Genomic DNA, 21,512 nt, shown 5'->3' with positions numbered 1-21,512 from the left:
GTCTGTCAGGCAGTGCGGCTTGCGGCCTCCAGCGCCAGCGGGAGATAGTGAGCCAGATTCTTTGCCTCGACGTCCTTGGTCGTGCGCAGCTTGATGTGCCGCCTGCCTTTGCCGTTGCCTTCAAGGTGGCCGAAGGGATCTGTGATCCTGGCTCCGTGGCTGAACTCGACAGAGACATGCTCCTTGTAGGCGAAGACGCCGCAGAACTGCACGCCAGAAGAAAAAAGTACGCCGCCGTATTTGACTTCCTCCGATACGGACGGGAACTGGCCCTTGACGAGAGCGCGAACAGACTCGACCAATGAGTACTGATCATTGCCGAGAAGGTGTACATCATCAAGAAGTGCTTGAACGGTCTTTGTGGCCATGATGCGGTACTCAAGTTTGAATTCTGCTGCACATGGGGGCTTTATTCCTGCACCCGGCCCAGGGTGTCGGCCAGAACGACATGCCGTATGGCGTGCAGCAGACGCAGCTCGCCTGCTTGGTGTAGCGCCGCCTGTTGCGGTTCAGGGCTGGCGGCAATGCAGGCCGGGTAGCCGGCTTCGATTTCGGCCAGCAGGTGGTCGGCTTGCGTGGCTAGGCGGGTGAGCATCCTGTTGAGTTCGCGCTGTGCCGAGGCGGGCGTTAGGCCCAGGGTCTGACCTGCCTGCAGCAGCGTGACCCGGCTCACCTGGTCAAACCGGGTGGCTTCACCCAGGCTGAGCGCCAGTGGCGCGCGGGGCCAGCTTGGCCTGGAACTGAAGGCCTGCGTGTCGTAGATAGCGGTGCACAGCAGATCATAGGCCGGGGCCAGTTGTATGCTTTCGTGGCTGATGTGGAACGAGAGGTTCTTGAGGTGGTTGTCGCCGTTGCCCAGCAGGTAGTTGAACAGCACCCAGCGGTAGAGTTGTAGGCGTGCGGCGGCCTTGGCGGTGCATTGCTGCACGGCCAAGGCCAGGGAATCCAGCGAGGCCCGTTCATACTTGAAGGCGCGTGACTGGCCCAGCAGTTGGCAGGTGTCGATGATGTGCAGCTGCCGTCCGGGGTGGCGCTGCGGTCGAAGCGTTCGATGATGTAGACGGGCTGCGGTGTGTACAGACGATGTATGCGAGGCACGTTCAGCCCCGCTGCTGAGGCCAACCGCATGCCGAAGTATTCGTTGATGACGGAGTGAGGGTAGTTCTCGGATTGGCTATCGGGCTTGAGGATATGGGTGGATGGCGTGCCGGGCTTCGGCTCGAACAGGGCGTCGCCCTGCCAGACCACCACCATCTTGTGCTGGGCACCTGCCAGCGACATGCGCTTGGGCGCATCCTGCATCAGCGAGGCTCGCGGCAGGTTGCTGATGCGTGCGTCCAGCGCCGGCAGTGAAAGTGGCACCAGGCCTGTGGCCAGTGGTGTTGCGCCGGCTGCTTCCAGCACCAAAGAGCCTGCGGATTCCGCGCCAAAGCAGGCCAGCAGGCCGAAGGCGTCCGCTGCGTCGATGCGTGCTTCCCTGGCCAGCACGTGGCGCAGATTCTCTTCGGGCAGGAGGTTGTCGAAGTACCACTGCACCGGACGCTGATCGGCGCCGTCCACATATTCCTCTGCCGCCAGAGATAGACTCGGCGCCAGCGCGAATGCTCGTGGGTGCGTGAGCCACTGTGGCGCATAGGCAAAGCGCCATATGTCGTCCTGCGTGCGCAGCGTACCCACGGCTTGATCGTTGATACGCACCTGCAAGTGGCGAGAGGCGCTCATCGAGGCGCTTTCTTTCGGTTGCCGGGGGCTCGCGGCTTCAGGGGCTTGAGGCCGGTTGCTTGTAGTGCTTCCAGGTAGGGCAAGGCGTCGACGGAGATGTCTACGCTCAGCCTGACACCTGCTTCTTCAAGCAGCCGGAGCACGCGGCCCATTTGCACGGTTTCCTTGCCATGCTCGACCTCGCGGGCAAACACATGCCCCACGCCTGCGCTGCCGGCCAGATCGTCCAGGCGCAGGCCTTGGCTCTTGCGCACGGCGCGCAATACGAGGCCAAGGTCGGCAACGGATTGGATGGATTTTTGCATGGCCATGGAAAAAGATTGGATCGTATCTATTTTTTCACATCCCATTTTCTTTTGGAAGATATGGATGCGATCGCATCTTATGGCGTGATATCAGCATACAACTCGCGCGCTGCGAGCCACCACGATTATGGGTAGGCGTCACCGAGTGGCACGGTGGTGAGCGGATACTCGGCCAGCCGAGCTAGGATGCGTGGCAGCGCGCTGAGGATGATGGGTTGTCCATCGGCGTCGCGGCGGGCGTTGCCGTCGTGCATCAGCAGGATGTCGCCGGAGCCGAGACAATGGACGAGGCGGCGGTAGACCGTATTGGGGTCGGCGCAGCGGGTGTCGTAGGCGCGCCGCGTCCATGCCGCCAGGTGCAGGTCGAGCCGAGCGAGCACCGGATCGAGGAAAGGATTGCGCAGCCCGGCGGTGGCGCGGAAGAAGCGCGGCGCGCGGCCGGTAATGTCGGCGAGCGTGGCCTGGGCGGCGCTGATGTCGGCGCGCATCCGGCCCGGACCGAACAGCGAGAAGACGTTGGAGTGGGCGTCGCCGTGATTCTCGACGTGATGGCCGCGCTCGGCGATCTCGCGGCACAGCGCGGGATGCTTGCGCGCGCGCCAGCCGATGCAGAAGAAGCTGGCGCGCGCACCGGCGGCATCGAGCAGATCGAGCACCTGGGGCGTGATCTCGGGATCGGGGCCATCGTCGAATGTCAGCGTGATCTGACCCAGTGCCGCCGCTGCGGGCGGCAAGCGGGTGAGCGTGGGGCCGAGCAGTTGCGAGCGCGGCAGCAGGCCGGCGGTGGTGAGCACGGCGTGGTTCGCCGCCAGCGCACCGACCGCCCAGGGCCAGTGGCCGGGCGAGGCGAGCAGGCCCAGCGCCGCGCCGCCGTGTACGGCGAGGCTGGCTTTGAGCATGGCGGAAGGTATCCAGCGGCGGGGCATGGTAGGTGGCTTCAGTGCTGGGAGCGCGGCACGAACATCGCCGCCAGCAGCAACGAAATGATCGCGCCGGGGCCGACGGTGAGGCCGACGGCCTTGAGCACCGGCACCGACGACAGCGCGAGGGTGCCGAAGCCCATTGCGGTGGTCAGTGTGGCGATGCCCATTGAGGCGCGGATTTCCGGTGCAGGCTCGGGCTGGCGGGCGTCGCGGTCGAAAAACAGGGTGTAGTTGGAGCCGACCGCGACGATCAGCAGCAGGCCGATCAGGTGCAGCAGGTGCAGGCGTTCGCCCAGCAGGTGCAGGCCGGCGATGACGAAGATGACAGCGAGGATCAGCGGCAGCGTCACGGTGGCGACGCGGCGCGGCGAACGCAGGCTCCAGGCCAGCATCAGCAGGATGCCGGCGACGCCCGCCAGCGACAGCACGATGGCTTCGCTGAGGTAGGAGCCGTACAGCTTGTCGAACTCGCCTTTGAGGTCGATGAACAGGCCCCCGGTGCCGGCCAGCGCGGTGCGGACGCGCTCGGTCGGGATGTAGAAATCGGCATCTTCGGTGGGGTGCAGCGGCAGCATCACGCTCCAGCCCTGCTTGCGCTGCAGCGTCAGTGCATCGACGGCGAGCGCGAGGTTGCTGCCGGCGAGGTCGTCGCGGGTCAGCGGCGGCGCTGTGCGGGCGGCGGCGATGTCGGCGATGAAGGCATCCAGGCGGCTGGCCGACAGCGGCAAGTCTGCCAGCGCCGTTTCCAGCCGCTGGCGAAGCTGATCCGGCTCGGGTAGCGCGGCGCGGCGCGCGAACTGGGTGGCCTGGCTGGGCAGGAAGCGGGCCGGGCTGTCGTAGCCAGCGATCACGCCGGCCTCGACCAGCTTGTCGAGTTCGCGGCCGGCACGTTCGGCGGCTGCGAGTGCGGCTTCGCGGTCGGGGCCGTTGACGACGACCAGATAGCGCGAATCAGGGGCTTCGAGGTCGGCACGCAGGTCGCCGTCGAGGCGGGCTTCCTCTTCGTTGACGGTGCTCAGCACCGACAGGTCGGGGTGCCAGAGCTCGTCGCGCTCGCTGGCCAGCCAGACGGTGGCGACCAGTGCCAGAGCCAGCACTGGCCAGCGCAGCTTTTGCAGCCAGTCGATGGCGCGGTCGATGCCTTGGTCGATGCGCGGCGAAACGTTGACCGGCGCGATCGAGCCGGCCAGGTGCGGCAGCGTGTAGCGGGTGACGAGCGCGGCGGCGCCGACGCCGGCCAGCGAGTACAGACCGAGCTGGGCGAGGCCGGGAAAGCCGGAGAGCAGCAGGCAGCCGAAGCCGCAGATCGAGGTGGTGACGCCGAGGTGGATGGTCGGCCAGAAACGCTCGCGCCAGGTGGCGAGGCCGAGCCGGCCCGACTGCATGAAGTAATAGGTTGAATAGTCCACCGACTCGCCGATCAGTGCTGCGCCGAAGCCGACGGTGATGCCGAACACCGTGCCGTAGGCGAGGCCGACCGCGGCGACGCCGGCGACGATGCCGCTGATGATTGGCAGCAGGCTCAGGACGATAGGACGTGGACGGCGATACACCAGCGCCAGTACGAAAATGATCGCAGTGCTACTGATGAGGCTGAGGGTGAAGATCTCCTGCTTGATCTTGCCGCGCGACTGGACGGCGAAATGGCCAGGGCCGGACAGCGTCAAACCCAGCCCGCTGATGCCTACGGCCTGGGCGCTGTTGTCGAAAGCCTGTCGGATGGTATTGATGGCGGTTTCCTGGCCGTCGGTGTCGGCGCCGTCGGTGCGGGTCTGCACGATCAGCATCGCGCGCTCGCCGTCGCGCGAGGCCCACACGCCTTCACGGCTGGCCGGTTGGCGCGGGTTGCCGAGGCCGGTCAGCAGTTCGACCACTTCGCCGGTCGGATCGCGGGTGAAGAAGGGTTTGAGCAACACGCCGGCGGGCGAGGCCAGCATGCCGATGCTGTCGGCGATGGCGCTGCGCAGGCCGTCGACGGTGAAGCGCCCCGGTGCGATGGCCGGGCTGAGCTGGTAGCGGTGGGCGATCAGCAGGTCGCGGTCGGCGTCGAGGCGCTTGCTGTCGCCGTTCTGCACCGACACGAACAGGCCGCTGTCGACCAGGTGGCGGTGCAGTTCGCGCGATACCGCGGCGCGCTGTCTGGCTTCGCCATCGGTGATGGCGAGCATCAGCATCCGGGTGACGGCGCCGGTTTTGAGCTGTTCGACGAGCACCTGCTGCTCCGGCGTCGGCTTCGACGGCAGGAAGAAGCTCATGTCGGCGGAGAAGCGGCTGTTGAGGGCGATGAACAGTCCGATGAGCGTTGCCGCCAGCCAGATCAGGAAGGCGCGCAGGGCGGGGCTTTTCATGGTGTGTCGAGCGGCGTGATGCGCATGCTGGAGCGGTCGCCGTCGGCCTGCAGGTATTCGATCGTGGTGACCTGGCCGCCGCTGCCGCTGACGTCGATGCGCAGCACGAACTCGGCGATCTGCGGGTCACTCGGGTGCAGGCTCAGCGTCCAGTCGTCTGCGCTGCCGGCCAGGTGCAGGGCGTAATTGCGTTCCAGTGCCTCGCGCTTGCCGGCCAGCGTACCGCGGATGCTGTCGACGAAGGCCATCGCCTGCGGCTGGCTGGCGAGGTCGATCAAGAGCTTCTGCTTGCCGCGCTCCAGCGTCAGCCGGTCATGGTCGAGGATCAGGGTTTCCGGCGTCGGTTCGAGGGTCCGCTTTTCCAGCCGGTCGGGGGGTGAATAGCGCATCTCGCCGCGGGACACGAGCGGGGCGTCGAGCAGCGCGAGGTGGCGGGTTTCGACGAAGCTGGCCTTGCCGCCCGGATGACTGGCGAGCGCTTCCATCAACTGCGCGATGTCGAAGGCGGCGAAGGCCGGGAAGCCGAGCAGGCCCAGCAGCAGTCCGGTGCTCAGGAGCTTGATCATTCTTGATGCCAGAAAGGAAAGAAATTGAACCAGTTGCAGGGCGCGCGCCGACAGAAGTCCGCCAGCCGCTCGGCGTAGGCGCGGGCCGCAGCCTGCATCGCCGCGTCGCGTTCGCCGCGCCCGACTGCGGAAAAGTCCGCCAGCGGTTCGAAGTGTATTTGATAGCGGTTGCCGCCGAGGTACAAGCCGGCCATGAAGAATACCGGACGCCGCAGCATCGCCGCCATCCGCCACGGCCCGACCGGGAAGGCAGCGGGCTGGCCGAGGAAGTCGCATGGGAGGCGGGCATCGTCGCCTAAGCCGCGATCGGCGAGCATGCCGACCAGATAGCCTTGTTCCAGACGATCGTGTGCGGCCAGCATCGAATCGAAGCGGCCGAGCGGCAGGATGTCCTCGTCGGCGCGTGGGTTGATCGCCTTCAGCGTGCTGTTGATCTTGCGGGCGTTTTCCTCGTACATCAGCATCGCCACCTTGAGTCCGGCTTGGCGCTGCCCCACGGCGCGCAGTACTTCGAAACTGCCGAAATGGGCGCCGACCAGCAGCGCACCCGGCTGGCGGGCAAGCGCAGCCTGCAAGGCTTCGGCTCCGACGATTTCGATGTCGAACAGGTCGAAACGGTCGTTCAGCAGATAGACGCGGTCGTGGATCGTGCTGGCGAAGCTGAAGATGTGGCGGTAGCTGTCGCGCCAGCCGGGCTTGCGGCCCAGCACCCGGCCCAAGTAGTCCAGGCTGGCGCGGCGAGCGCGGGGCGCCAGCAGCAGATACCAGACGGCGATGCTACGCAGCACGATGCGGCCGATACCGCGGCCGAAGGTCAGTGAAATCCACACCATCAGCCGCAGGATGGCGAGGTTGCTGCGCTCTTGCTGCCGGCGCCAGTCACCGCTGCCCGCCGTCATGACGCAGGTATCAGGCTGCCGCTGGCGACAATGCGGCCGGTGCAGTCGACCTCGAAAGCGATGCTGCCGCGCCCGCCCGGGCGGAAGCTGAAGCGCAGGTGTTCGCCAGGGGCGGCCGGGCTGAGGAATTTGGCGTTGCCGATCTGCCGGATGGCCTTGCCGGGAAAGGCGGCTTCGGCCAGCAGCAGGGCGCGGTCGAGCAGTACCACGCCGGGCAGGATCGGCTTGCCGGGGAAGTGGCCGGCAAAGGCGGGATGGTCGGCCGGCACTGCCCAATTGAAGACGATGGCGGTGTCAGACATCTTTCTTCGACCTGGTCAGCAGCGCCTGCAGGGCGTCGCGCGTCAGCTTGCCGGTGGTGTTGCGCGGCAGCGAATCGCACAGGATCAGCGGGCGCGGCATGAATGCCGGGTCGATGTGCGGCCGCAGCGCCGCCAGTACCTGGGTGCGATCCATGCCGGGCGCGCAGAGGCAGGCGGCCAGTCGGGTGATGTGCCGTTCCGGCACAACGTCGGGCAGGAAGAAGGCGCCGTCGCGCACGCCGGGCAGCGCGCAGAGCTTGTGGTTGAGCCAGGCCAGCGACGTGCGCTTGCCGGCGATGTTGATCATGTCGGCATGGCGACCGGTGAGGATGAAGCGGCCGTCCGGCAGGCATTCGATGATGTCGCCCAGCGGCACTTCGCCTTCGACGTGCCTGCCGCTGGCGGTGGTGGTGTCGCCGGACTGCGCCAGCGACACGCCGGCCAGCAGCGTCCAATGGGGGCCGTCGGTGGTGCGGCGGCTGGCGAGTTGGCCGCTTTCGGTCGAGCCGTAGATTTCCATTACCGGCGCCTTGCAGCGGGTTTCGGCGCGGGTGGCGAGTTTGGTGGACAGTGGCGCGGTGGCCGACAGGATCACGTCGATTCCCGGCAGCGGGATACCGGCATCGAGCAGAGTCGACAGGTGGAAGGGCGTCGTCACCAGCAGCCGGGGCCGGGGTACGGCGGCGAGTGCGTTGGCGACGTCCTGCGGATAAAAAGGTTTGCCGGCCCAGAACGGGCTGCCGCCATGGAAGGCGGGCAGGAAGCTCGATTCGAAGCCGTAGCTATGCTGGGCGGGCACGGTGGCGACGATGTTCATCGGCGCTTCGTTCAGGCCGAGACGATCGGCGCCGGCCTGGGCGTTGGCGACCAGCCTGCCCCAGGTTTTGTGCTGGGCCTGCGGCTTGCCGGTGGAACCGGAGGTGAACAGGATGGCGACGATCCGCCCGGCGTCGATCTCGGGCATTTCCGCTGCGGCGGCTTCGTGTGCGGAGGAAGGTGCCAGTTCGGGGAAGTCGATGCAGGGCAGCTCGCCGGCGGCGGCGAAGCCGTCGTCGCGCAGGCAGCAGGTGCCGGGATGGCGGGCGGCGATGTCGGCCAGCGTGCCAGGGGTCTGCGATGCAGGCTGCAGGCTGGTCTTGCCCGCCAGCAGGCCAGCGACGAAGCCGACGGCGAAGCGGTAGCGGTCGCTGCACACGTTGAGCAGCCAGTCGCCGGCAGGCAGCCTGGCCGCGAGGGCGTGGGCTTCGGCGAGGAAGCGGTGCACGCTGACCGGGCCGTCGCTGCGCCAGGCCAGGATGTCGTCCGGATGGTGGCGGGTGAACAGGGGCAGGCGGTGATTCATGAAACGGTTCTGGAGGTTTTCGATTGCGGTGCGTTGCGCCAGGCGCGGATCGCGGAAACGAAGCCCGGGCGCTCTTCCACCGACAGCACGCGCAAGCGGACCAGGTATTCGATCAGGAAGATCAGCCCGATCAGTGGCCCGGTCAGCAGGTTGGCGTGGATCGACCATACGGCGGTGGGGGCGAAGGCGAACAGCAGCGTCGACAGCAGCGCATTGCCGAAAAAGAAGGCCGTCCACGCGATGCTGACCTGGCGGGTGTAGCGGATCTGGCGTGCGGAGAGCTGGCCGTCGGGCTGGATGGCGCGGGCGAGCTGAGTGACCAGCGCTTCGCCGGGGCCGATCAGGGTATGGCCGAACACCATGCCGAGCGCGACGTGGCTGCTGAGATGCTGGAGGTAATAGAGCAGCGCGATGTTGTGCAGCAACTGCGGCCACAGCCACACCAGCAGAACCACGCCAGCGGCACAGGCAGCGTAGCGCAGCGGCGCGGACGGGATGCGCCACAGCAACAGCACTGTGGCGATCACCAGCGGTGCGACGCCGAGTACGGCGCCGAAAGCGGGGTGGACATCGCCCGCGCTGCTGTAATGCGAGGCCAGCGCCCAAACGGCCAACAGCGGCAACATGGCCAGGCCGCGCAGCAGATCGGCCGTGTCCGCAGACCTCATTTGCTTCGATTGGCGACGATGTGTGTCGTCAGGGCGTGCAGCGAAGCGAAGATGCGGACGTTGTTCTCGTCGTCCGAGCGCAGCTGGAAGCCATAGCGCTTGGAGACTTCCAGCGCGATTTCGAGTACGTCGATCGAGTCGAGCCCGAGGCCGTCGCCGAACAGCGGTGCGCCGGCTTCGATCTCTTCGGCCGCCGTTTCGAGGTTGAGGGCTTCGACGATCAACTGGGCGACTTCGGGCAGCAGGGCATCAACAGCTTCGGGCGTGGGCGTCGAGGACATGGGCTTCTTTCCGGGTTCAGCGTTCGACGGCGCGGAACGCAAGCACTGCGTTGCTGCCGCCGAAGGCAAAGGAGTTGGACAGTGCGGCCCGCAGGGGACGGGCGCTGGCAGTGGTGACGTGATCGACCCCGGCGCAGGCGGGGTCGATGTCGTCGAGGTGGGCGGTGGGCGGGGCGGTCTGCTCGCGCAGCGCCATCACTGTGGCGATGGCCTCGATGGCGCCGGCGGCGCCGAGCAGATGGCCGTGCATGGATTTCGTCGCGCTGACCGCGACTTCGCCGGCGTGTTCGCCGAAAACGGTCTTCAGCGCAGAGATCTCGATCGGGTCGCCTTCCGCTGTCGCCGTGCCGTGGGCGTTGACGTAGTCGATCTCGGCGGTGCCGAGCCCGGCGTCGGCCAAGGTGTTGTTCAGCGCGCGGACCTGGCCTTCGGCGCTGGGCCTGACCAGGTGGTTGTGGTCGCAACTGGTGCCGTAGCCGACCAACTCGGCGTGGATGCGGGCGCCGCGGGCACGGGCGTGCTCCCAGTCTTCCAGCACCAGCGCGGCAGAGCCTTCGCCGAGCACCAGGCCCTGGCGGTTGGTGGAGAAGGGGCGGCAGGCGCGCGGAGCGCTGTCGGCATCGCCGGGAGCGAGCACCCGCAATGCTTCCCAGGCTGCGGCGACGCCATAGGCTTGCGGCGTGTCGGAGCCGCCGGTCAGCATCACCGTCGCCTCGCCCGAACGCACGCGACGGAAAGCTTCGCCGATGGCGATCGAGGCCGAGGCGCAGGCGACCGCATGGCTCATGCTGATGCCGCCGAGGCCGAGCTGGATCGAGATGTGGGCGTTGGCCGCGTTGTGCATGCCGATGACGACGGACGAGGGGGGCAGGCGGCTGCGGCCGTTCAGCCACATTTCGCGGTAGCCGCGCTCGAAGGCCAGCGTGCCGCCGAGCGAGGTGCCCCAGGCACAGCCCCAGGAGTCGCGGTTCTCGCCATCCGTGGTGCGTGCCAGTCCGGCGTCGTCCCAGGCCGAGAAGGTGGCTGCCATCGCGAGCTGTGCGAAGCGATCCATCATGATCGCGAGCGGCCTGCCGAGCGTGCCGTCGGCATCGAAGTCCAGGCAGCTGACGAAGGGCATCGACAGCGGACGCGGCACGTCGCCGGTGACCAGTTGGCGGATGGCGGATTCGCCGCGGCACAGGCGGGCGAAGAAGTCGTCGAGGCCGCCGCCATAGGGGCTGACCAGGCCGAGGCCGGTGATGGCTACGCGTCGCTGCGTCATCGTCAGGACTGCTGCGAAGCGGCGATCAGGCTGTCCATCAGTGTCACCATTTCGCCGACGATCTTGGGCGGTTCGGAATCGGCAGGGACGTCGATCTTGAAGCGATCCTCGAACTCGAAGATTAGTTCGAGCATGCTAAGGGAGTCCACGCCAAGCTCTGCCAAGACGGCTTCCGGAACGACCTTTTCGGGGTCGATGGCCATGCGGTCCTTGAGAAATTCGCGGATGAGTTCGATCGATTCCATGAGCGCGGATTTTAGCTGAAACAGTTTGTAATAAGAATTCAGTTGTTCTCCGTCGGCTCTGCGTAGCGGTGCGGGCCAGACGTGTCACGTGCAGAAAAAAACGAAGACAGGCCAGGATTGTACTTACCCGCGCCGGCACCCGTGAAAATTCTGTACTCGATTTGCTACCATGGAGCCCCTTCCCGATGCCCGATTTTCATGCGCCTGCAACTGTCCGACGCGACCTGCGCGTTGCCTTGGTACCGCCAGATTGCCAGTCGGATCGCCCTGCTCTGGCCGCTCAAGGCGGTGGGCACCTCGCTGTTCATGGCGCTGTTCTTCTGGGGCTACTTCAGCGTGCTGGAGCACCCTCTGCGCGCGGCGGTGGTGATGCCGGTGACGGCACCGGACCGCTGGGTGCCCTTCACCGAGTTGGCGCTGCCGGTCTATGTCTCGCTGTGGCTGTACGTGTCCTTGATGCCGGCCTTGTTGGGCAGTTTTCGCTCATTGGTGTGCTTCGGCTGCTGGGTTGCCGCACTGTGCTTGTTCTGCCTCGGCGTCTTCTGGCTGCTCCCCACCGAGGTGCCGGCGGCGGACATCGATTGGACGCTGTACCCGAGCATGGCGCTGGTCAAGGGTATCGATGCCGGCGGCAACGCCTGCCCTTCCCTGCATGTGGCCTCGGCGGTCTTCGTCGCTTGCTGGTCCCGGCACATGCTGCGCGGCATGAAGGTGCCGGTCGCACTTCATTGGCTGAACTGGGTGGCCTGCCTGCTCATCGTCTGGTCGACGATGGCGACGCGGCAGCACGTGGCGCTGGACGTCGCCGCCGGCGCGGCGGTCGGCCTGCTGTTCGCCTGGGTGTCGCTGCGGGACGTGGAGCGGCGCTGCCGGCGGCGTGGCGGCGCCATCTAGGGAGCCTGAACAATTCGGTGTTTTTCGTCACTTCCGCGAAGGCGGGAGTCCAAGGACTTTGATTTCAAGGTCTCGGGATTCACTGGATGCTCACTTTCGCGGGCATGACGGACTTTTTCTGCGGTTCCCTGGTGCCTCCTCATTCGCCGTCGGCGTTTTCGCCGGGCGGCGTTTCGATCTCTTCCGGCACCGGCGTGGCCAGGACCTTGTCGATGCGCTTGCCGTCGATGTCGACGACCTCGAAGCGCCAGCCTTCCCATACGGCGATGTCGCCGGTGCCGGGCAGGCGGCCGAGCAGCCACATCATCATGCCGGACAGGGTGTGGTAGCGGCCCTTGTCTTCTTCCGGCACGTTCTTCATCGCCAGGCGGTCCTTCAATTCGAGGATCGGGATCAGGCCGTCGAGCAGCCATGAGCCGTCCTCGCGCTGCACGGCCCAGGCTTCCTCGGCGTTGTCGGTCTGGAATTCGCCGGTGACGGATTCGAGCAGGTCGTGCAGCGTGACCATGCCCAGCACCTCGCCGTATTCGTCGATGACGAACACCATGTGGGTGCTGGAGGCGCGGAACTGGTCGAGCAGTTCCATGCCGGTCAGCGATTCGGGCACGTAGATCGGCGCCTGCAGCGCTTCGGTCAGGTCGACTTCGGCGCCGCGCAGGGTCTGGTTGAAGAGCTGCTTGGCGCTGATGATGCCGAGGATTTCGTCGAGGCCGCCGCGGCACACCGGGAAGCGCGAATGGGTCGATTCGGCCATCAGCGTCAGGTTGTCGTCGAGCGGGCGGTTGACGTCCAGCCACACGATGTCCGAGCGTGGCACCATCAGCGAGCCGAGCTGGCGCTCGTCGAGGCGGAACACGTTGCGCACCATCTCGTGCTCGCTCTTCTCGATGATGCCGGCTTCCGAGCCTTCGTCGAGCATCGCGCGGATTTCCTCCTCGGTCACGCTCGGGCCGTTGATCTCGCGCTGGCCCATCAGGCGCAGCAGCAGCGCGGTCGAGTTCGACAGCAGATGCACGAAGGGGCGCGAGATGATCGCCAGCATGTTCATCGGCCGCGCGACCAGGCGGGCGATGCCTTCCGGGTTGATCTGGCCGATGCGCTTGGGCACCAGTTCGCCGATCACGATCGACACGTAGGTGATGACCACCACCACCAGCACCGTCGAGCCGATCTCGCTGGTGCGCTGTTCCACGCCGAGCGTCTGCAGCCAACTGGCCAGCGGGCCGGCCAGCGCGGCTTCGCCGACGATGCCGTTGAGGATGCCGATCGAGGTGATGCCGATCTGGATCGTCGACAGGAAGCGGGTCGGCTCCTCGCCGAGCTTGACGGCGACGGCGGCGGCGTTGTCACCCTCTTCGGCGAGCTTGGCCAGCCGCGCGCGGCGAGCGGTGACGAGCGCGATCTCCGACATGGCGAAGATGCCGTTGAGCAGGATGAGGGCGATGAGGACGAATATTTCCATTGAAGTGTTCGGTACGGCGTTCAGGCGTGCGGGTGCATCCGCGCCGGGGCGGATGCAGTGAGCGACGGCATTGGGGGAGCGATTCCGGCGCCGGAATCAGCGCGGAATTCGGCACGCGGCGCGGCACGCAGCGCAGGACATGCGAGCGGGGCCTGCATCAGGGAGAGGGCGTGCGTCCGACGGGCCGGATACGGCGGGACGCGCAACGGCGACCGGTGGGTGGCCGTGGCTGGCGATGCTGGATCGGGGCAAGATCGCCCGGTCGAGTCGCCGTCGGCCGAGGATTCATCCTCGGCGCGAGGCGGCTCGGAAGGGGGCGGAACGGAGTTCGACAGGGAGTGCTGACTCATAGCGCGGAGCCGTTTTTATCGGCCCCGCCTGGCCCTTGATTTGTTTGAAGAAAAATAATCATGCCGCAAGTGCCGGGAATTGTCACCTTTCGTGATGGGCGGCTTGCGGGCCTTGCCGGGAGGTGCCCGCCGGAAAACGTCACTGGAAGGCCACTTCGGCGAAGCTGCGCAGCTTGCGGCTGTGCAGGCGGTCGATGCCCTGCTCGCGCAGGCGTTCCAGCGCGCGGATGCCGATGCGCAGGTGCTGGTCGACGCGTTCGCGGTAGAACTGGTTGGCCATGCCCGGCAGCTTGATCTCGCCGTGCAGCGGTTTGTCGCTGATGCACAGCAGGGTGCCGTAGGGTACGCGGAAGCGGAAGCCGTTGGCGGCGATGGTGGCGGACTCCATGTCCAGCGCCACCGCGCGGCTCTGGCTGAAGCGCCGTTCCGGGCTGCTGTCCATGCCGCGCGAGGGCAGCAGCTCCCAGTTGCGGTTGTCGGTGCTGGCGACGGTGCCGGTGCGCAGCACGTGCTTCAGTTCGTAGCCGGACAAGCGGGTGATTTCCTCCACCGCCGCTTCCAGCGCGAGCTGCACTTCGGCCAGCGCCGGGATCGGCACCCACAGCGGCAGCTCCTCGTCGAGTACGTGGTCTTCGCGCATGTAGCCGTGGGCCAGCACGTAGTCGCCGAGTTGCTGGCTGTTGCGCAGGCCGGCGCAGTGGCCGAGCATCAGCCAGGCGTGGGGCCGCAGCACGGCGATGTGGTCGGTGATGGTCTTGGCGTTGGCCGGGCCGACGCCGATGTTCACCATCGTGATGCCGCTGCGGTCGCCGCGCACCAGATGGTAGGCCGGCATCTGCGGCAGGCGCGGCGGCGCGGCACCGAGCGCGTCGCGCTCGCCGGGCGGCAGGCCGCGGCGGCGGGTGACCACCTCGCCTGGCTCGACGAAGGCTTCGTAGCTGTGGCCGGAGGCGGCATCGGCCATCAGCTCGCGGCCGAGCTCGATGAATTCGTCGATGTAGAACTGGTAGTTGGTGAACAGGATGAAGTTCTGGAAGTGCTCGGGCCGCGTGCCGGTGTAGTGGCGCAGGCGGTGCAGCGAGTAATCCACCCGCGCTGCGGTGAACAGCGCCAGCGGATGCGGTTCGCCGGGGCCGGGCTCGAACGTGCCGTTGGCGATGCCGTCGTCCATCGCGCCCAGGTCCGGCAGGTCGAAACGGTCGCGCAGCAGCAGGCGGCGGTCGGGGCCGAGCTGGCCTTCGAGATGGTCATCTTCGGCGAGGGCGAAATGCACCGGGATCGGCTGCGTGCTGGTGCCGACTTCCAGCGGCATCTGGTGGTTGCGCAGCAGCAGGCTGAACTGCTCGAAGTAATAGTCGGCGAACAGGTCGGGCCGCGTCAGCGTCGTTTCATACACGCCGGGGCCGGCGACGAAGCCGTAGGACAGGCGCGAATCCGCCCGCGCCACGGTGTTGCTGCGGATCCGTACCAGCGGATAGCAGGCGCGCACATGCTGGCCGATGTCCTCGCCGGCGACATAGCGCTGCAGCGCATCGCGCAGGTGGCGGCTGCTGGCAGCGTGGATCTCGCGCACGCGGTCGAGGGCGGCGGCGGCATCGTCGAACAGGGCGGGGGCGAAGAAGGGTGCGGTATTCATGCTCGGAGGGCCGGAAGCAGTGCAGGCGGATGGACAGGGGGCGGCGCGTGGCGTTCAGCGCGGCGCCCTGAGTCTGTCGGGCAGGTTCAGCCGGCCTTCGTCCGAGAAGCGCACGCTGCCCAGCACGCCGCCGGCCAGCCGGCCGCGCAGGGTGTAGGGCACGCCATCGGTCATCGAGCGGCCCTCGATCATGCCGAGGGCCTGGCGCAGCACCGCGGAAGTCGACACGCTCACCGGCACGCTGACCACCGTTTCGCCGAAGCGCGGCACGGTGCCGCGCTGGTCGCTGACGCCGGTGGCGAAGGCCTTGCCGTCGAGATCGAGCTCCAGCGCCAGACCGTCGAAGTCGATCGCGGCGTCGTTCGGGTTCTGCACCCGCAGCTTCAGCGTGAAACGCATCTCCATGCCCTGCCCCGCCAGCGGCTCGAGGCCGACGACGTTGATGCGCACCGGCTCGCGGTGGGCCAGGCTGGCGCAACCGGCCAGCGTCAGTACGCACAGCAGCAGGCAGGACAGCCAGTGAAGAGGATTGCGGCGGGCGGCGTTCGGCATCGGTGGGCTCCGGCGGGTCACAGGGCGGCTTCCATTCTAACCGCCGCAATGTTGAGGTTTTCGCGTCGGGCGTGGAGACGTCTTGCGCGTCAAATGCCGGATGGGCCGGGCCGCGCAGGTCGCGCCGCAGGCGAAACCCATCGACGCTGCGTGGCGTCAGCGCAGCGACTCGGCGGTGCGATCCACGATGCGCTCGAGCAGGGCATCGACCGCCACACCACCCGCCGTCGACGCGCTGCGGCGGTAGCCGAGATGGACCTCCGGCGAGTCGGCCGCGATCCGATAGACCGCGATCGACAGCGGGCACAGGGCGATGTGGTGGGGCGATTCGGCGCTCAGGCGCGCGGCGGCGCTGGCGCTGCAGAAAGTGTAGATGCGGGCCTGGTCGAAGAGCGCGGGCGAATGGCCGAGATCCGGCGCGGTGCGCTGCAGCATGTCGCCGAATTGGCTGACCGTCGGCGGCGTGATGCCTTCGGCGGCGATCGCATCGACGAGTGCGAAGGCGACGTCCTCGAATTCGGCACCGGCGATTTCCCGCGTGACGATACCAGCCTCTGCCGCGGCCGTGCCGGCCTGCAGGGCAAGGAAAAGGGCGAAAAAGAACCCGGTACCGCGGCGGAGCAGATCCCGGTACCGGGGGTGCAGTAATCGTGTCGTGTTCACTCGGGTTCAGAAGCGGTAGCTGGCCTGTACGCCACCATACACATTTCTGCCCGGGCCGGGTTCGTAGAAGCGGCCGTTGCCATCGCCGACGATGACCGAGGCGATGTGCTTGCGGTCGAAGACGTTGTCCAGCCTCAGCAGCTGGCTGAAGGTCCAGGGGCCGGATTGCTGTTCCGCGACCAGGCGCAGGTTGAGCAGCGTGTAGGACGGCGCAGCCTTGCCGGTGTTGCTGTCGTTGACCTCGACCGCGCTGCGATGCACCGCTTCCAGCGCGGTGCTGAGTCCGGCCATCGGCTTCCACGCCAGCTCGCCCCAGGCCGAAACCCTGGGTACGCCCGGAATCCGGTTGCCGCTGTCGACGGTGTTGAAGGATTCGTCGTAGATCGCGCGCATCACCGTCAGTGCGCCGCGGGCGCTGAGCCTGTCGGTGAATTCGGTCTCGACCGCGAGTTCCAGGCCCTCGCGCAGGGTCTTGCTGGCGTTCCTGTACGAGGTGCGGCCGCCGATGGCGCCCGCGCTGACGATTTCGTCCCTGGTCTTGATCTGGAAGGCGGCGAGATTGAGCCGTGTGCGCTCGCCGACATAGGCCTTCAGGCCGAGTTCGAACTGGCGGCTGGTCGAGGGTTTCAGGCCGAGGTTGAAGCCGCCGGAGTTCGAGTAGGCGATCTCGCCCAGCGTCGGCGTTTCGAAGCCGGTGCCGAAACTGGCATAGAAATTCAGCAGTGGGGTGGCGCGCCACAGCACACCGACGGCCGGCGTGGTCTTGCGGTAGCGCACCGAGCCGCTGTCGTCGCCGTTCGGGCCTACGATGTAATCGTCGTCCACCTCGAAGCGCACGTTGCTGTGGCGCACGCCGAGCGACCAGTCCCAGCCGCCCTGCTGCCAGGTGGCTTGCACGTAGGGGTCGGTACTGGTGACGGTGTTGGTCTCGTCGCGCCGCAGCCGGCCCTTGACGCCGAAAGTGCTGCCGACGAAGTTCTCGTAGCCCTGGCGGTCGTCCTCGGCGCGATCGTAGTCCACGCCGGTGGTCAGGGTCAGTTTGCCGGCGCCGATCCCGCGCTGCATGATCCAGCGCGCGCCGATGCCGTGGAACTCGCGGTCGAAATCGACCACGCCGCCGGCGTGGCGGGGATTGGCCTGCGCGGCGACGGGAATCGACTGGTACTGGGTGACGCTGCGTTGTCCCGCGTAAGCCTGGACCTGCAGCCGGTCCTCGCCGAAGCGGCGTTCGTACACCGCGCCGCCCTGCAGGTGGTCGATCGACTTGCGGGTCTTGTACTGCAGCGCGATCGGCTCGACGCCCCGCGCGTCGCGCTTGTAGGTGTTCCAGGTGACGCCGAGCGGGTCCTCGGTGTCGGGCTGGTGCAGGCTGCTGAACAGTAGCGTCAGCTTGCTGTCCTCATCCGGCGCCAGCGTGATCTTGGCGAAGCTCTGGTCGCGGCGCGCGGCGCTGTAGCGGCGTTCGCCGTCGGTCTCGAAGCGCGAGGCGTCGAGCACGAAACCGACACCGTTCTTTTCGCCTTCCGCGCCGATGCCGATCTTGTAGGTGCCGTGCTCGCCGGCGTACACGCTGCCGCGGATGCGCGGCGCGCCCTTGCCGTCGCGCGAGAACAACTGGATGACGCCGCCGGCATGGTTGCCATACACCGTGGCGAAGGGGCCGCGCAGCACTTCGATGCGCTCGGCGGTGTCGAGGTTGAAGGTGGCGGCCTGGCCCTGGCCATCCGGATTGCTGGCGGGAATGCCGTCGGCGATCAGCTTCACCCCGCGCACGCCGAAGGCCGCGCGGGCGCCGAAGCCGCGCACCGAGATCTGCAGGTCCTGGGCGTAGTTCTGGCGGTTCTGCACCACCACGCCGGGTACGCTGCCGAGCACTTCGGAGACGTTCACCCGCAGGCCTTCTGCGGCGCCGCCGAGTTGCACGGCGTCGATCGAATACGGCATGTCGAAGGACGAAGCCTCGACGCGGCTGCCGGTGATGACCACCGTGCCGAGCGTCTGTTCGGCGTCGGCCGCGGCGGCGGACGTTGCCGCCAGTGTGCACAGCAAGGCACAGTGCAGGTGCTTGGGCCGTGGCAGGCTGAGTGAAAAGGGGGGGGCCATGATCGAAGTCTCCTCGGGCGGCTCTTGCGGCAGCGATGGCCGCAGTCTAGAACCTGTGCCTGCTCCTGTCGCCGTGGAAAACGTGAGCGCGGCCTCATGATTTTCATTAGGCCGGCCGGCGTGAAGCCGCACCGCGTCCGGCGGTGGCGAACTCGCCGCCGGCGCGCCGGTCTGTCGACCCGTGCGCCCCGTTTCCATCGAGCCCCGCCGTGCCTCCGTTCAAGCGTATCGCCCTCGCCCTGTCTCTCATCCTGGTCCTGCCGCTGGGCATCAGCCTGGCGAACCCGCCCCGCGCCGAAGGCATGGACGGGCGCGGCTGGCGCGCGCTGCCGCGCCATTCCGCCGGCCTGGCGCCCGATCCGGCGGCCTTCGCCGACACCGCCATCGTGCAGGTGTATGCGGCCGCAACCTACGGTTGGCGCGGCTATTTCGCCGTCCATCCGTGGATCATCTTCAAGCGCAGCGGCGAGACCGCCTACACCCGCTACGAAGTGACCGGCTGGGGCCGCAGCCGCGGCCCGGTCGTCAGGCGCAACAATGCGGTAGCCGACGGTCTGTGGTTCGGCGCCGTGCCCACGGTGCTCGCCGAGCATCGCGGGGCGGGCGTGGATGAGATGATCGACCGCATCGAGGACGCGGTTGCCTCCTATCCCTATGCCGACACCTACCGCAGTTATCCCGGGCCCAACAGCAATACCTTCATCGCCCACATCGGCCGCGAGGTGCCGGCGCTGCAGCTCGACATGCCGGCCAATGCGATCGGCAAGGACTGGCGGCCGCTGGATCATCCGGTCGGGCGCGCGGTTTCCGGCACCGGCTGGCAGGCCTCGCTGTACGGCCTGCTCGGGGTCACGGTCGGCATCGAGGAAGGCCTGGAGTTCAACCTGCTCGGGCTCAGCTTCGGCATCGACCTGAACCGCCCCGCGCTGCGCCTGCCGCTGATCGGCCGCCTGGGTTTCGGCAACGCCGTGCCGACGGCGGAGGCGGCGCCGAATTCCGCCGAGCCGGTCCCGGCAGGATCACAGCCTTGAAAGAAATGTTTAGAAACCGCCGGCATCGCTCCAAACCTTCGGCTGCGGCTTCAGTAACGATTACCTGTGGCATTCAGGCACTGCCTTTTCATCATCGGTGCCCCAGGTGTTCAACCAGTCGCGCACTTCCTGCCCGGTCAGGTGACGGCCAGTTTCCTTGTATGCAGTCCAGGAGGCCAAGGCTTCCTGCTTGAAGCTCTCGCGGGATTCTTCGCGCTCGACATACTGCTGGATGGCTTCGAGCATGATCCAGTGCGCCGAGCGGCGGCGCTGGTTGGCGAGTTGCTGGACGCGAGCTTTCAGCGCGTTGTCGATCTTGAGAGACGTTGCCATGGCGGCTCCTCATCACACAGTAATACCTCGTGATAGTAGCTCTCCATACCCTGAAGTCCATCCAGGCTGGTGTGCTGCAATCGTCGGGCTTCAGGGGCAGGGCCACCGCACTCGGATGCAGGGCCATGATGTGGCGCCCATCCGCCGCACTGCCAATTTCTTCACATCTGATTCGATAGGCATGGCCCGATACTTATGCTGGAAACGAACGGCCGTGCCGAAGTGGTTTGAGACATCTCGTCATACACGACTCACACAGCCTCATCGCGTAGCGCCTGTATGGTGGTGCGGAGTTGTGTATGACGAGATGGCCTATCAAGCACCGGTGCTTCGAGAACGACGCGCACGGCCGGGGTAGGATGGGTAGAGCCGCAGGCGAAACCCATCGTTTGCGGGGAGCAGGGGTGATGGGTTTCGCTACGCTCTACCCATCCTACTCGTGCTACAAACGTTGGGAAGCATTGTGAGCAATCTGCAGTCGGCAAAATTGAGACGGCAAGGAGTTAACGCTGATCTAGCCCCTGATGCATTTGAGAAATGGGCTGCTCATTACCTTCAGTGCGAAGCGGATTATTCCGGCAATGGTTTTTCGCCTGCTCGTTATTTCTTGCTCTGTCGTGCTATTGAGCTAGCCATCAAGTCTATTCATCTCAATAAAATGGGTCAGCCAGAAGTTAAATATAGGTATGGGCATGACATTTTCAAGGCATATGAAGAACTTCCAAATGAATATAGAATTCTTTCCGAAGATGAGTGGAAATTGCTGAAGAAGGCAAGTGAGATTTACGACGGGAAACAGTTTGAGTATTTCGAGCCAGAGGATGCTCTTACTGGTTATTCGCGTTTTCCATCCCTAAGACATCTTCAAGCACTGGCACGCAAGCTTGTCGAGTAAATTCATTCAAGCCGACGCCGCTTTGCGATACGGCTTAACTCAGGCTCTAGAACACCAATCAACAGGGGTTGCAGATGTCAAATATCCTTGATCGCTATTTTGAAGAAGCATCAAGCCGAATTCCAACGCAACCTGATCTCTCAGATCAAGATCTCCCGCGGCCAGAGTATCCTGAGCACGATGGTTTCGACCCGGCTAAGATTGCCAGTGACGACGATTATCTAATTTCCGTCGAAGACAGATGGATGGTTGAGGTTCTCACCAGACGTCTTGCCGACAGAGAGACACCGCCTATTGGCGGTGATGAGCGTGATCTACTCGACGGTGGAATTAGGGAAGCCGGTCTCGACGTCTACGCCTTTTACAAATCACGTCGATACATTGCCGCTCGCCCCTATCCCGGAAAATGGGGAATTTTCTATCTTGAGCATGGTGTAAACCGGGTAAAGGAATTAATTGAAACTGTTTATCCGGGGTATGGGTCGTCACTACGGTTAGCATACGAATTCCTTCGAGAGCATGAACGCTTTCACTTCAAATTCGATCTCTACGCACTTTCAGTCGAAGCCAAGATTGGACGTGCGCTATACAACCCACTGAAACGCGCTTTTCGCCACCATCGTATTTATCAGGTGGAAGAAGCATTAGCCAATCGTGATGCTTGGGAGTGGGCAAAGCGAGGACGAGTTGGCTTGGGAGAGTTCGCATACGACTTTATGAAGCTTCAG

Annotated in this window: 23 protein-coding genes and 1 pseudogene; 4 read left to right on the top strand and 20 right to left on the bottom strand. The window is 65.8% G+C overall.

Annotated features, from left to right (window positions below; all coding sequences use genetic code 11):
- Positions 1–5: 5 nt before the first annotated feature.
- The 14 genes and pseudogenes from TBU01S_RS13635 to TBU01S_RS13575 all read right to left on the bottom strand — a co-directional run bounded on the left by TBU01S_RS13635 (position 6) and on the right by TBU01S_RS13575 (position 10,865).
- The gene (locus TBU01S_RS13635) at positions 6–368 is read right to left on the bottom strand and encodes a DUF1801 domain-containing protein (RefSeq protein WP_068637176.1); all 363 of its coding nucleotides are present in this window, start codon (positions 366–368) and stop codon (positions 6–8) included.
- 41 nt (positions 369–409) lie between these two features.
- The gene (locus TBU01S_RS24800; protein ID WP_281178451.1) at positions 410–1,138 is read right to left on the bottom strand and encodes a HipA domain-containing protein; all 729 of its coding nucleotides are present in this window, start codon (positions 1,136–1,138) and stop codon (positions 410–412) included.
- Positions 1,051–1,722, bottom strand: a pseudogene (locus TBU01S_RS25110) (HipA N-terminal domain-containing protein); the annotation flags it as partial. The pseudogene TBU01S_RS25110 and the gene TBU01S_RS24800, both read right to left, overlap by 88 nt.
- Complete coding sequence (locus TBU01S_RS13625; protein ID WP_217999616.1) at positions 1,719–2,033, bottom strand: helix-turn-helix domain-containing protein; 315 nt, start codon at positions 2,031–2,033, stop codon at positions 1,719–1,721. The pseudogene TBU01S_RS25110 and the gene TBU01S_RS13625, both read right to left, overlap by 4 nt.
- 119 nt (positions 2,034–2,152) lie before the next feature.
- Positions 2,153–2,926, bottom strand: a complete 774-nt coding sequence (locus TBU01S_RS13620; protein WP_245650923.1) for a polysaccharide deacetylase family protein — start codon at positions 2,924–2,926, stop codon at positions 2,153–2,155.
- A 38-nt stretch (positions 2,927–2,964) separates the two neighbouring features.
- Positions 2,965–5,298, bottom strand: a complete 2,334-nt coding sequence (locus tag TBU01S_RS13615; RefSeq protein WP_068637174.1) for an MMPL family transporter — start codon at positions 5,296–5,298, stop codon at positions 2,965–2,967.
- Complete coding sequence (locus tag TBU01S_RS13610) at positions 5,295–5,864, bottom strand: LolA-related protein (protein WP_068637173.1); 570 nt, start codon at positions 5,862–5,864, stop codon at positions 5,295–5,297. The genes TBU01S_RS13615 and TBU01S_RS13610 overlap by 4 nt, the downstream gene beginning before the upstream one ends.
- Positions 5,861–6,763 carry a lysophospholipid acyltransferase family protein gene (locus TBU01S_RS13605; protein WP_068637172.1) on the bottom strand — a complete coding sequence of 301 codons (903 nt, stop codon included), beginning with the start codon at positions 6,761–6,763 and terminating at the stop codon, positions 5,861–5,863. Before TBU01S_RS13605 ends, TBU01S_RS13610 begins: the two co-directional genes overlap by 4 nt.
- Complete coding sequence (locus tag TBU01S_RS23570; RefSeq protein ID WP_068637171.1) at positions 6,760–7,065, bottom strand: ApeI family dehydratase; 306 nt, start codon at positions 7,063–7,065, stop codon at positions 6,760–6,762. Before TBU01S_RS23570 ends, TBU01S_RS13605 begins: the two co-directional genes overlap by 4 nt.
- Positions 7,058–8,407 (bottom strand): AMP-binding protein, encoded by a 1,350-nt coding sequence (locus TBU01S_RS13595; protein WP_068637170.1) that lies wholly within the window; start codon positions 8,405–8,407, stop codon positions 7,058–7,060. Before TBU01S_RS13595 ends, TBU01S_RS23570 begins: the two co-directional genes overlap by 8 nt.
- Positions 8,404–9,075, bottom strand: a complete 672-nt coding sequence (locus TBU01S_RS13590) for a COG4648 family protein (RefSeq protein ID WP_068637169.1) — start codon at positions 9,073–9,075, stop codon at positions 8,404–8,406. Before TBU01S_RS13590 ends, TBU01S_RS13595 begins: the two co-directional genes overlap by 4 nt.
- On the bottom strand, positions 9,072–9,356 hold the full coding sequence (locus TBU01S_RS13585) for a phosphopantetheine-binding protein (RefSeq protein WP_068637168.1): 285 nt from the start codon (positions 9,354–9,356) through the stop codon (positions 9,072–9,074). Before TBU01S_RS13585 ends, TBU01S_RS13590 begins: the two co-directional genes overlap by 4 nt.
- Before the next feature lie 16 nt (positions 9,357–9,372).
- Positions 9,373–10,620 (bottom strand): beta-ketoacyl-[acyl-carrier-protein] synthase family protein, encoded by a 1,248-nt coding sequence (locus TBU01S_RS13580; protein WP_068637167.1) that lies wholly within the window; start codon positions 10,618–10,620, stop codon positions 9,373–9,375.
- Between the two features lie 2 nt (positions 10,621–10,622).
- Complete coding sequence (locus TBU01S_RS13575; protein ID WP_068637166.1) at positions 10,623–10,865, bottom strand: acyl carrier protein; 243 nt, start codon at positions 10,863–10,865, stop codon at positions 10,623–10,625.
- Positions 10,866–11,063: 198 nt separating this feature from the next.
- Here TBU01S_RS13575 and TBU01S_RS13570 point away from each other — a divergent pair, with 198 nt between their 5' ends.
- Positions 11,064–11,759 carry a phosphatase PAP2 family protein gene (locus tag TBU01S_RS13570; RefSeq protein WP_068637165.1) on the top strand — a complete coding sequence of 232 codons (696 nt, stop codon included), beginning with the start codon at positions 11,064–11,066 and terminating at the stop codon, positions 11,757–11,759.
- 139 nt (positions 11,760–11,898) lie between these two features.
- Here TBU01S_RS13570 and TBU01S_RS13565 read toward each other — a convergent pair whose 3' ends face one another.
- The 5 genes from TBU01S_RS13565 to TBU01S_RS13545 all read right to left on the bottom strand — a co-directional run bounded on the left by TBU01S_RS13565 (position 11,899) and on the right by TBU01S_RS13545 (position 18,525).
- On the bottom strand, positions 11,899–13,221 hold the full coding sequence (locus TBU01S_RS13565) for a hemolysin family protein (RefSeq protein ID WP_068637164.1): 1,323 nt from the start codon (positions 13,219–13,221) through the stop codon (positions 11,899–11,901).
- Between the two features lie 489 nt (positions 13,222–13,710).
- Positions 13,711–15,207 (bottom strand): AMP nucleosidase, encoded by a 1,497-nt coding sequence (locus tag TBU01S_RS13560; RefSeq protein ID WP_068637163.1) that lies wholly within the window; start codon positions 15,205–15,207, stop codon positions 13,711–13,713.
- A gap of 54 nt (positions 15,208–15,261) precedes the next feature.
- Positions 15,262–15,759 carry an LEA/WHy family protein gene (locus TBU01S_RS13555; protein WP_068637162.1) on the bottom strand — a complete coding sequence of 166 codons (498 nt, stop codon included), beginning with the start codon at positions 15,757–15,759 and terminating at the stop codon, positions 15,262–15,264.
- 156 nt (positions 15,760–15,915) lie between these two features.
- Entirely contained in the window at positions 15,916–16,422 is a 507-nt protein-coding gene (locus TBU01S_RS13550; protein ID WP_088178880.1) for a DUF302 domain-containing protein, read from the bottom strand.
- A 6-nt stretch (positions 16,423–16,428) separates the two neighbouring features.
- Positions 16,429–18,525 (bottom strand): TonB-dependent receptor family protein, encoded by a 2,097-nt coding sequence (locus TBU01S_RS13545; protein WP_068637161.1) that lies wholly within the window; start codon positions 18,523–18,525, stop codon positions 16,429–16,431.
- A gap of 209 nt (positions 18,526–18,734) precedes the next feature.
- On the opposite strand from TBU01S_RS13545, the gene TBU01S_RS13540 reads away from it, so the two are divergent.
- Positions 18,735–19,556: a DUF3750 domain-containing protein gene (locus TBU01S_RS13540; protein ID WP_068637160.1), complete on the top strand. Its 822-nt coding sequence runs from the start codon at positions 18,735–18,737 to the stop codon at positions 19,554–19,556.
- Between the two features lie 60 nt (positions 19,557–19,616).
- Here TBU01S_RS13540 and TBU01S_RS13535 read toward each other — a convergent pair whose 3' ends face one another.
- Complete coding sequence (locus tag TBU01S_RS13535) at positions 19,617–19,889, bottom strand: CopG family ribbon-helix-helix protein (RefSeq protein ID WP_068637159.1); 273 nt, start codon at positions 19,887–19,889, stop codon at positions 19,617–19,619.
- A 463-nt stretch (positions 19,890–20,352) separates the two neighbouring features.
- Here TBU01S_RS13535 and TBU01S_RS23910 point away from each other — a divergent pair, with 463 nt between their 5' ends.
- Together TBU01S_RS23910 and TBU01S_RS23905 are read left to right on the top strand one after the other, a co-directional pair.
- Entirely contained in the window at positions 20,353–20,784 is a 432-nt protein-coding gene (locus TBU01S_RS23910; protein WP_157659144.1) for a hypothetical protein, read from the top strand.
- 74 nt (positions 20,785–20,858) lie between these two features.
- Positions 20,859–21,512: hypothetical protein (locus TBU01S_RS23905; RefSeq protein WP_157659143.1), on the top strand; the 654-nt coding region annotated here is incomplete at its 3' end.

The organism is Thauera butanivorans NBRC 103042 (genome assembly GCF_001591165.1).
Taxonomy (GTDB): Bacteria; Pseudomonadota; Gammaproteobacteria; order Burkholderiales; family Rhodocyclaceae; genus Thauera; species Thauera butanivorans.
This window is presented reverse-complemented; position numbering and strand designations above follow the sequence as displayed.

What these genes read in the sequence shown, in the direction of transcription:
- TBU01S_RS13545 (WP_068637161.1), bottom strand. Translation starts at nt 18,525, where the DNA reads ATGGCCCCCCCCTTTTCACTCAGCCTGCCACGGCCCAAGCACCTGCAC.
- TBU01S_RS13560 (WP_068637163.1), bottom strand. Translation starts at nt 15,207, where the DNA reads ATGAATACCGCACCCTTCTTCGCCCCCGCCCTGTTCGACGATGCCGCC.
- TBU01S_RS23570 (WP_068637171.1), bottom strand. Translation starts at nt 7,065, where the DNA reads ATGTCTGACACCGCCATCGTCTTCAATTGGGCAGTGCCGGCCGACCAT.
- TBU01S_RS13585 (WP_068637168.1), bottom strand. Translation starts at nt 9,356, where the DNA reads ATGTCCTCGACGCCCACGCCCGAAGCTGTTGATGCCCTGCTGCCCGAA.
- TBU01S_RS13570 (WP_068637165.1), top strand. Translation starts at nt 11,064, where the DNA reads ATGCGCCTGCAACTGTCCGACGCGACCTGCGCGTTGCCTTGGTACCGC.
- TBU01S_RS13620 (WP_245650923.1), bottom strand. Translation starts at nt 2,926, where the DNA reads ATGCTCAAAGCCAGCCTCGCCGTACACGGCGGCGCGGCGCTGGGCCTG.
- TBU01S_RS13610 (WP_068637173.1), bottom strand. Translation starts at nt 5,864, where the DNA reads ATGATCAAGCTCCTGAGCACCGGACTGCTGCTGGGCCTGCTCGGCTTC.
- TBU01S_RS13575 (WP_068637166.1), bottom strand. Translation starts at nt 10,865, where the DNA reads ATGGAATCGATCGAACTCATCCGCGAATTTCTCAAGGACCGCATGGCC.
- TBU01S_RS13595 (WP_068637170.1), bottom strand. Translation starts at nt 8,407, where the DNA reads ATGAATCACCGCCTGCCCCTGTTCACCCGCCACCATCCGGACGACATC.
- TBU01S_RS13605 (WP_068637172.1), bottom strand. Translation starts at nt 6,763, where the DNA reads ATGACGGCGGGCAGCGGTGACTGGCGCCGGCAGCAAGAGCGCAGCAAC.
- TBU01S_RS13565 (WP_068637164.1), bottom strand. Translation starts at nt 13,221, where the DNA reads ATGGAAATATTCGTCCTCATCGCCCTCATCCTGCTCAACGGCATCTTC.
- TBU01S_RS13625 (WP_217999616.1), bottom strand. Translation starts at nt 2,033, where the DNA reads ATGGCCATGCAAAAATCCATCCAATCCGTTGCCGACCTTGGCCTCGTA.
- TBU01S_RS13615 (WP_068637174.1), bottom strand. Translation starts at nt 5,298, where the DNA reads ATGAAAAGCCCCGCCCTGCGCGCCTTCCTGATCTGGCTGGCGGCAACG.
- TBU01S_RS13555 (WP_068637162.1), bottom strand. Translation starts at nt 15,759, where the DNA reads ATGCCGAACGCCGCCCGCCGCAATCCTCTTCACTGGCTGTCCTGCCTG.
- TBU01S_RS13635 (WP_068637176.1), bottom strand. Translation starts at nt 368, where the DNA reads ATGGCCACAAAGACCGTTCAAGCACTTCTTGATGATGTACACCTTCTC.
- TBU01S_RS13535 (WP_068637159.1), bottom strand. Translation starts at nt 19,889, where the DNA reads ATGGCAACGTCTCTCAAGATCGACAACGCGCTGAAAGCTCGCGTCCAG.
- TBU01S_RS13590 (WP_068637169.1), bottom strand. Translation starts at nt 9,075, where the DNA reads ATGAGGTCTGCGGACACGGCCGATCTGCTGCGCGGCCTGGCCATGTTG.
- TBU01S_RS13580 (WP_068637167.1), bottom strand. Translation starts at nt 10,620, where the DNA reads ATGACGCAGCGACGCGTAGCCATCACCGGCCTCGGCCTGGTCAGCCCC.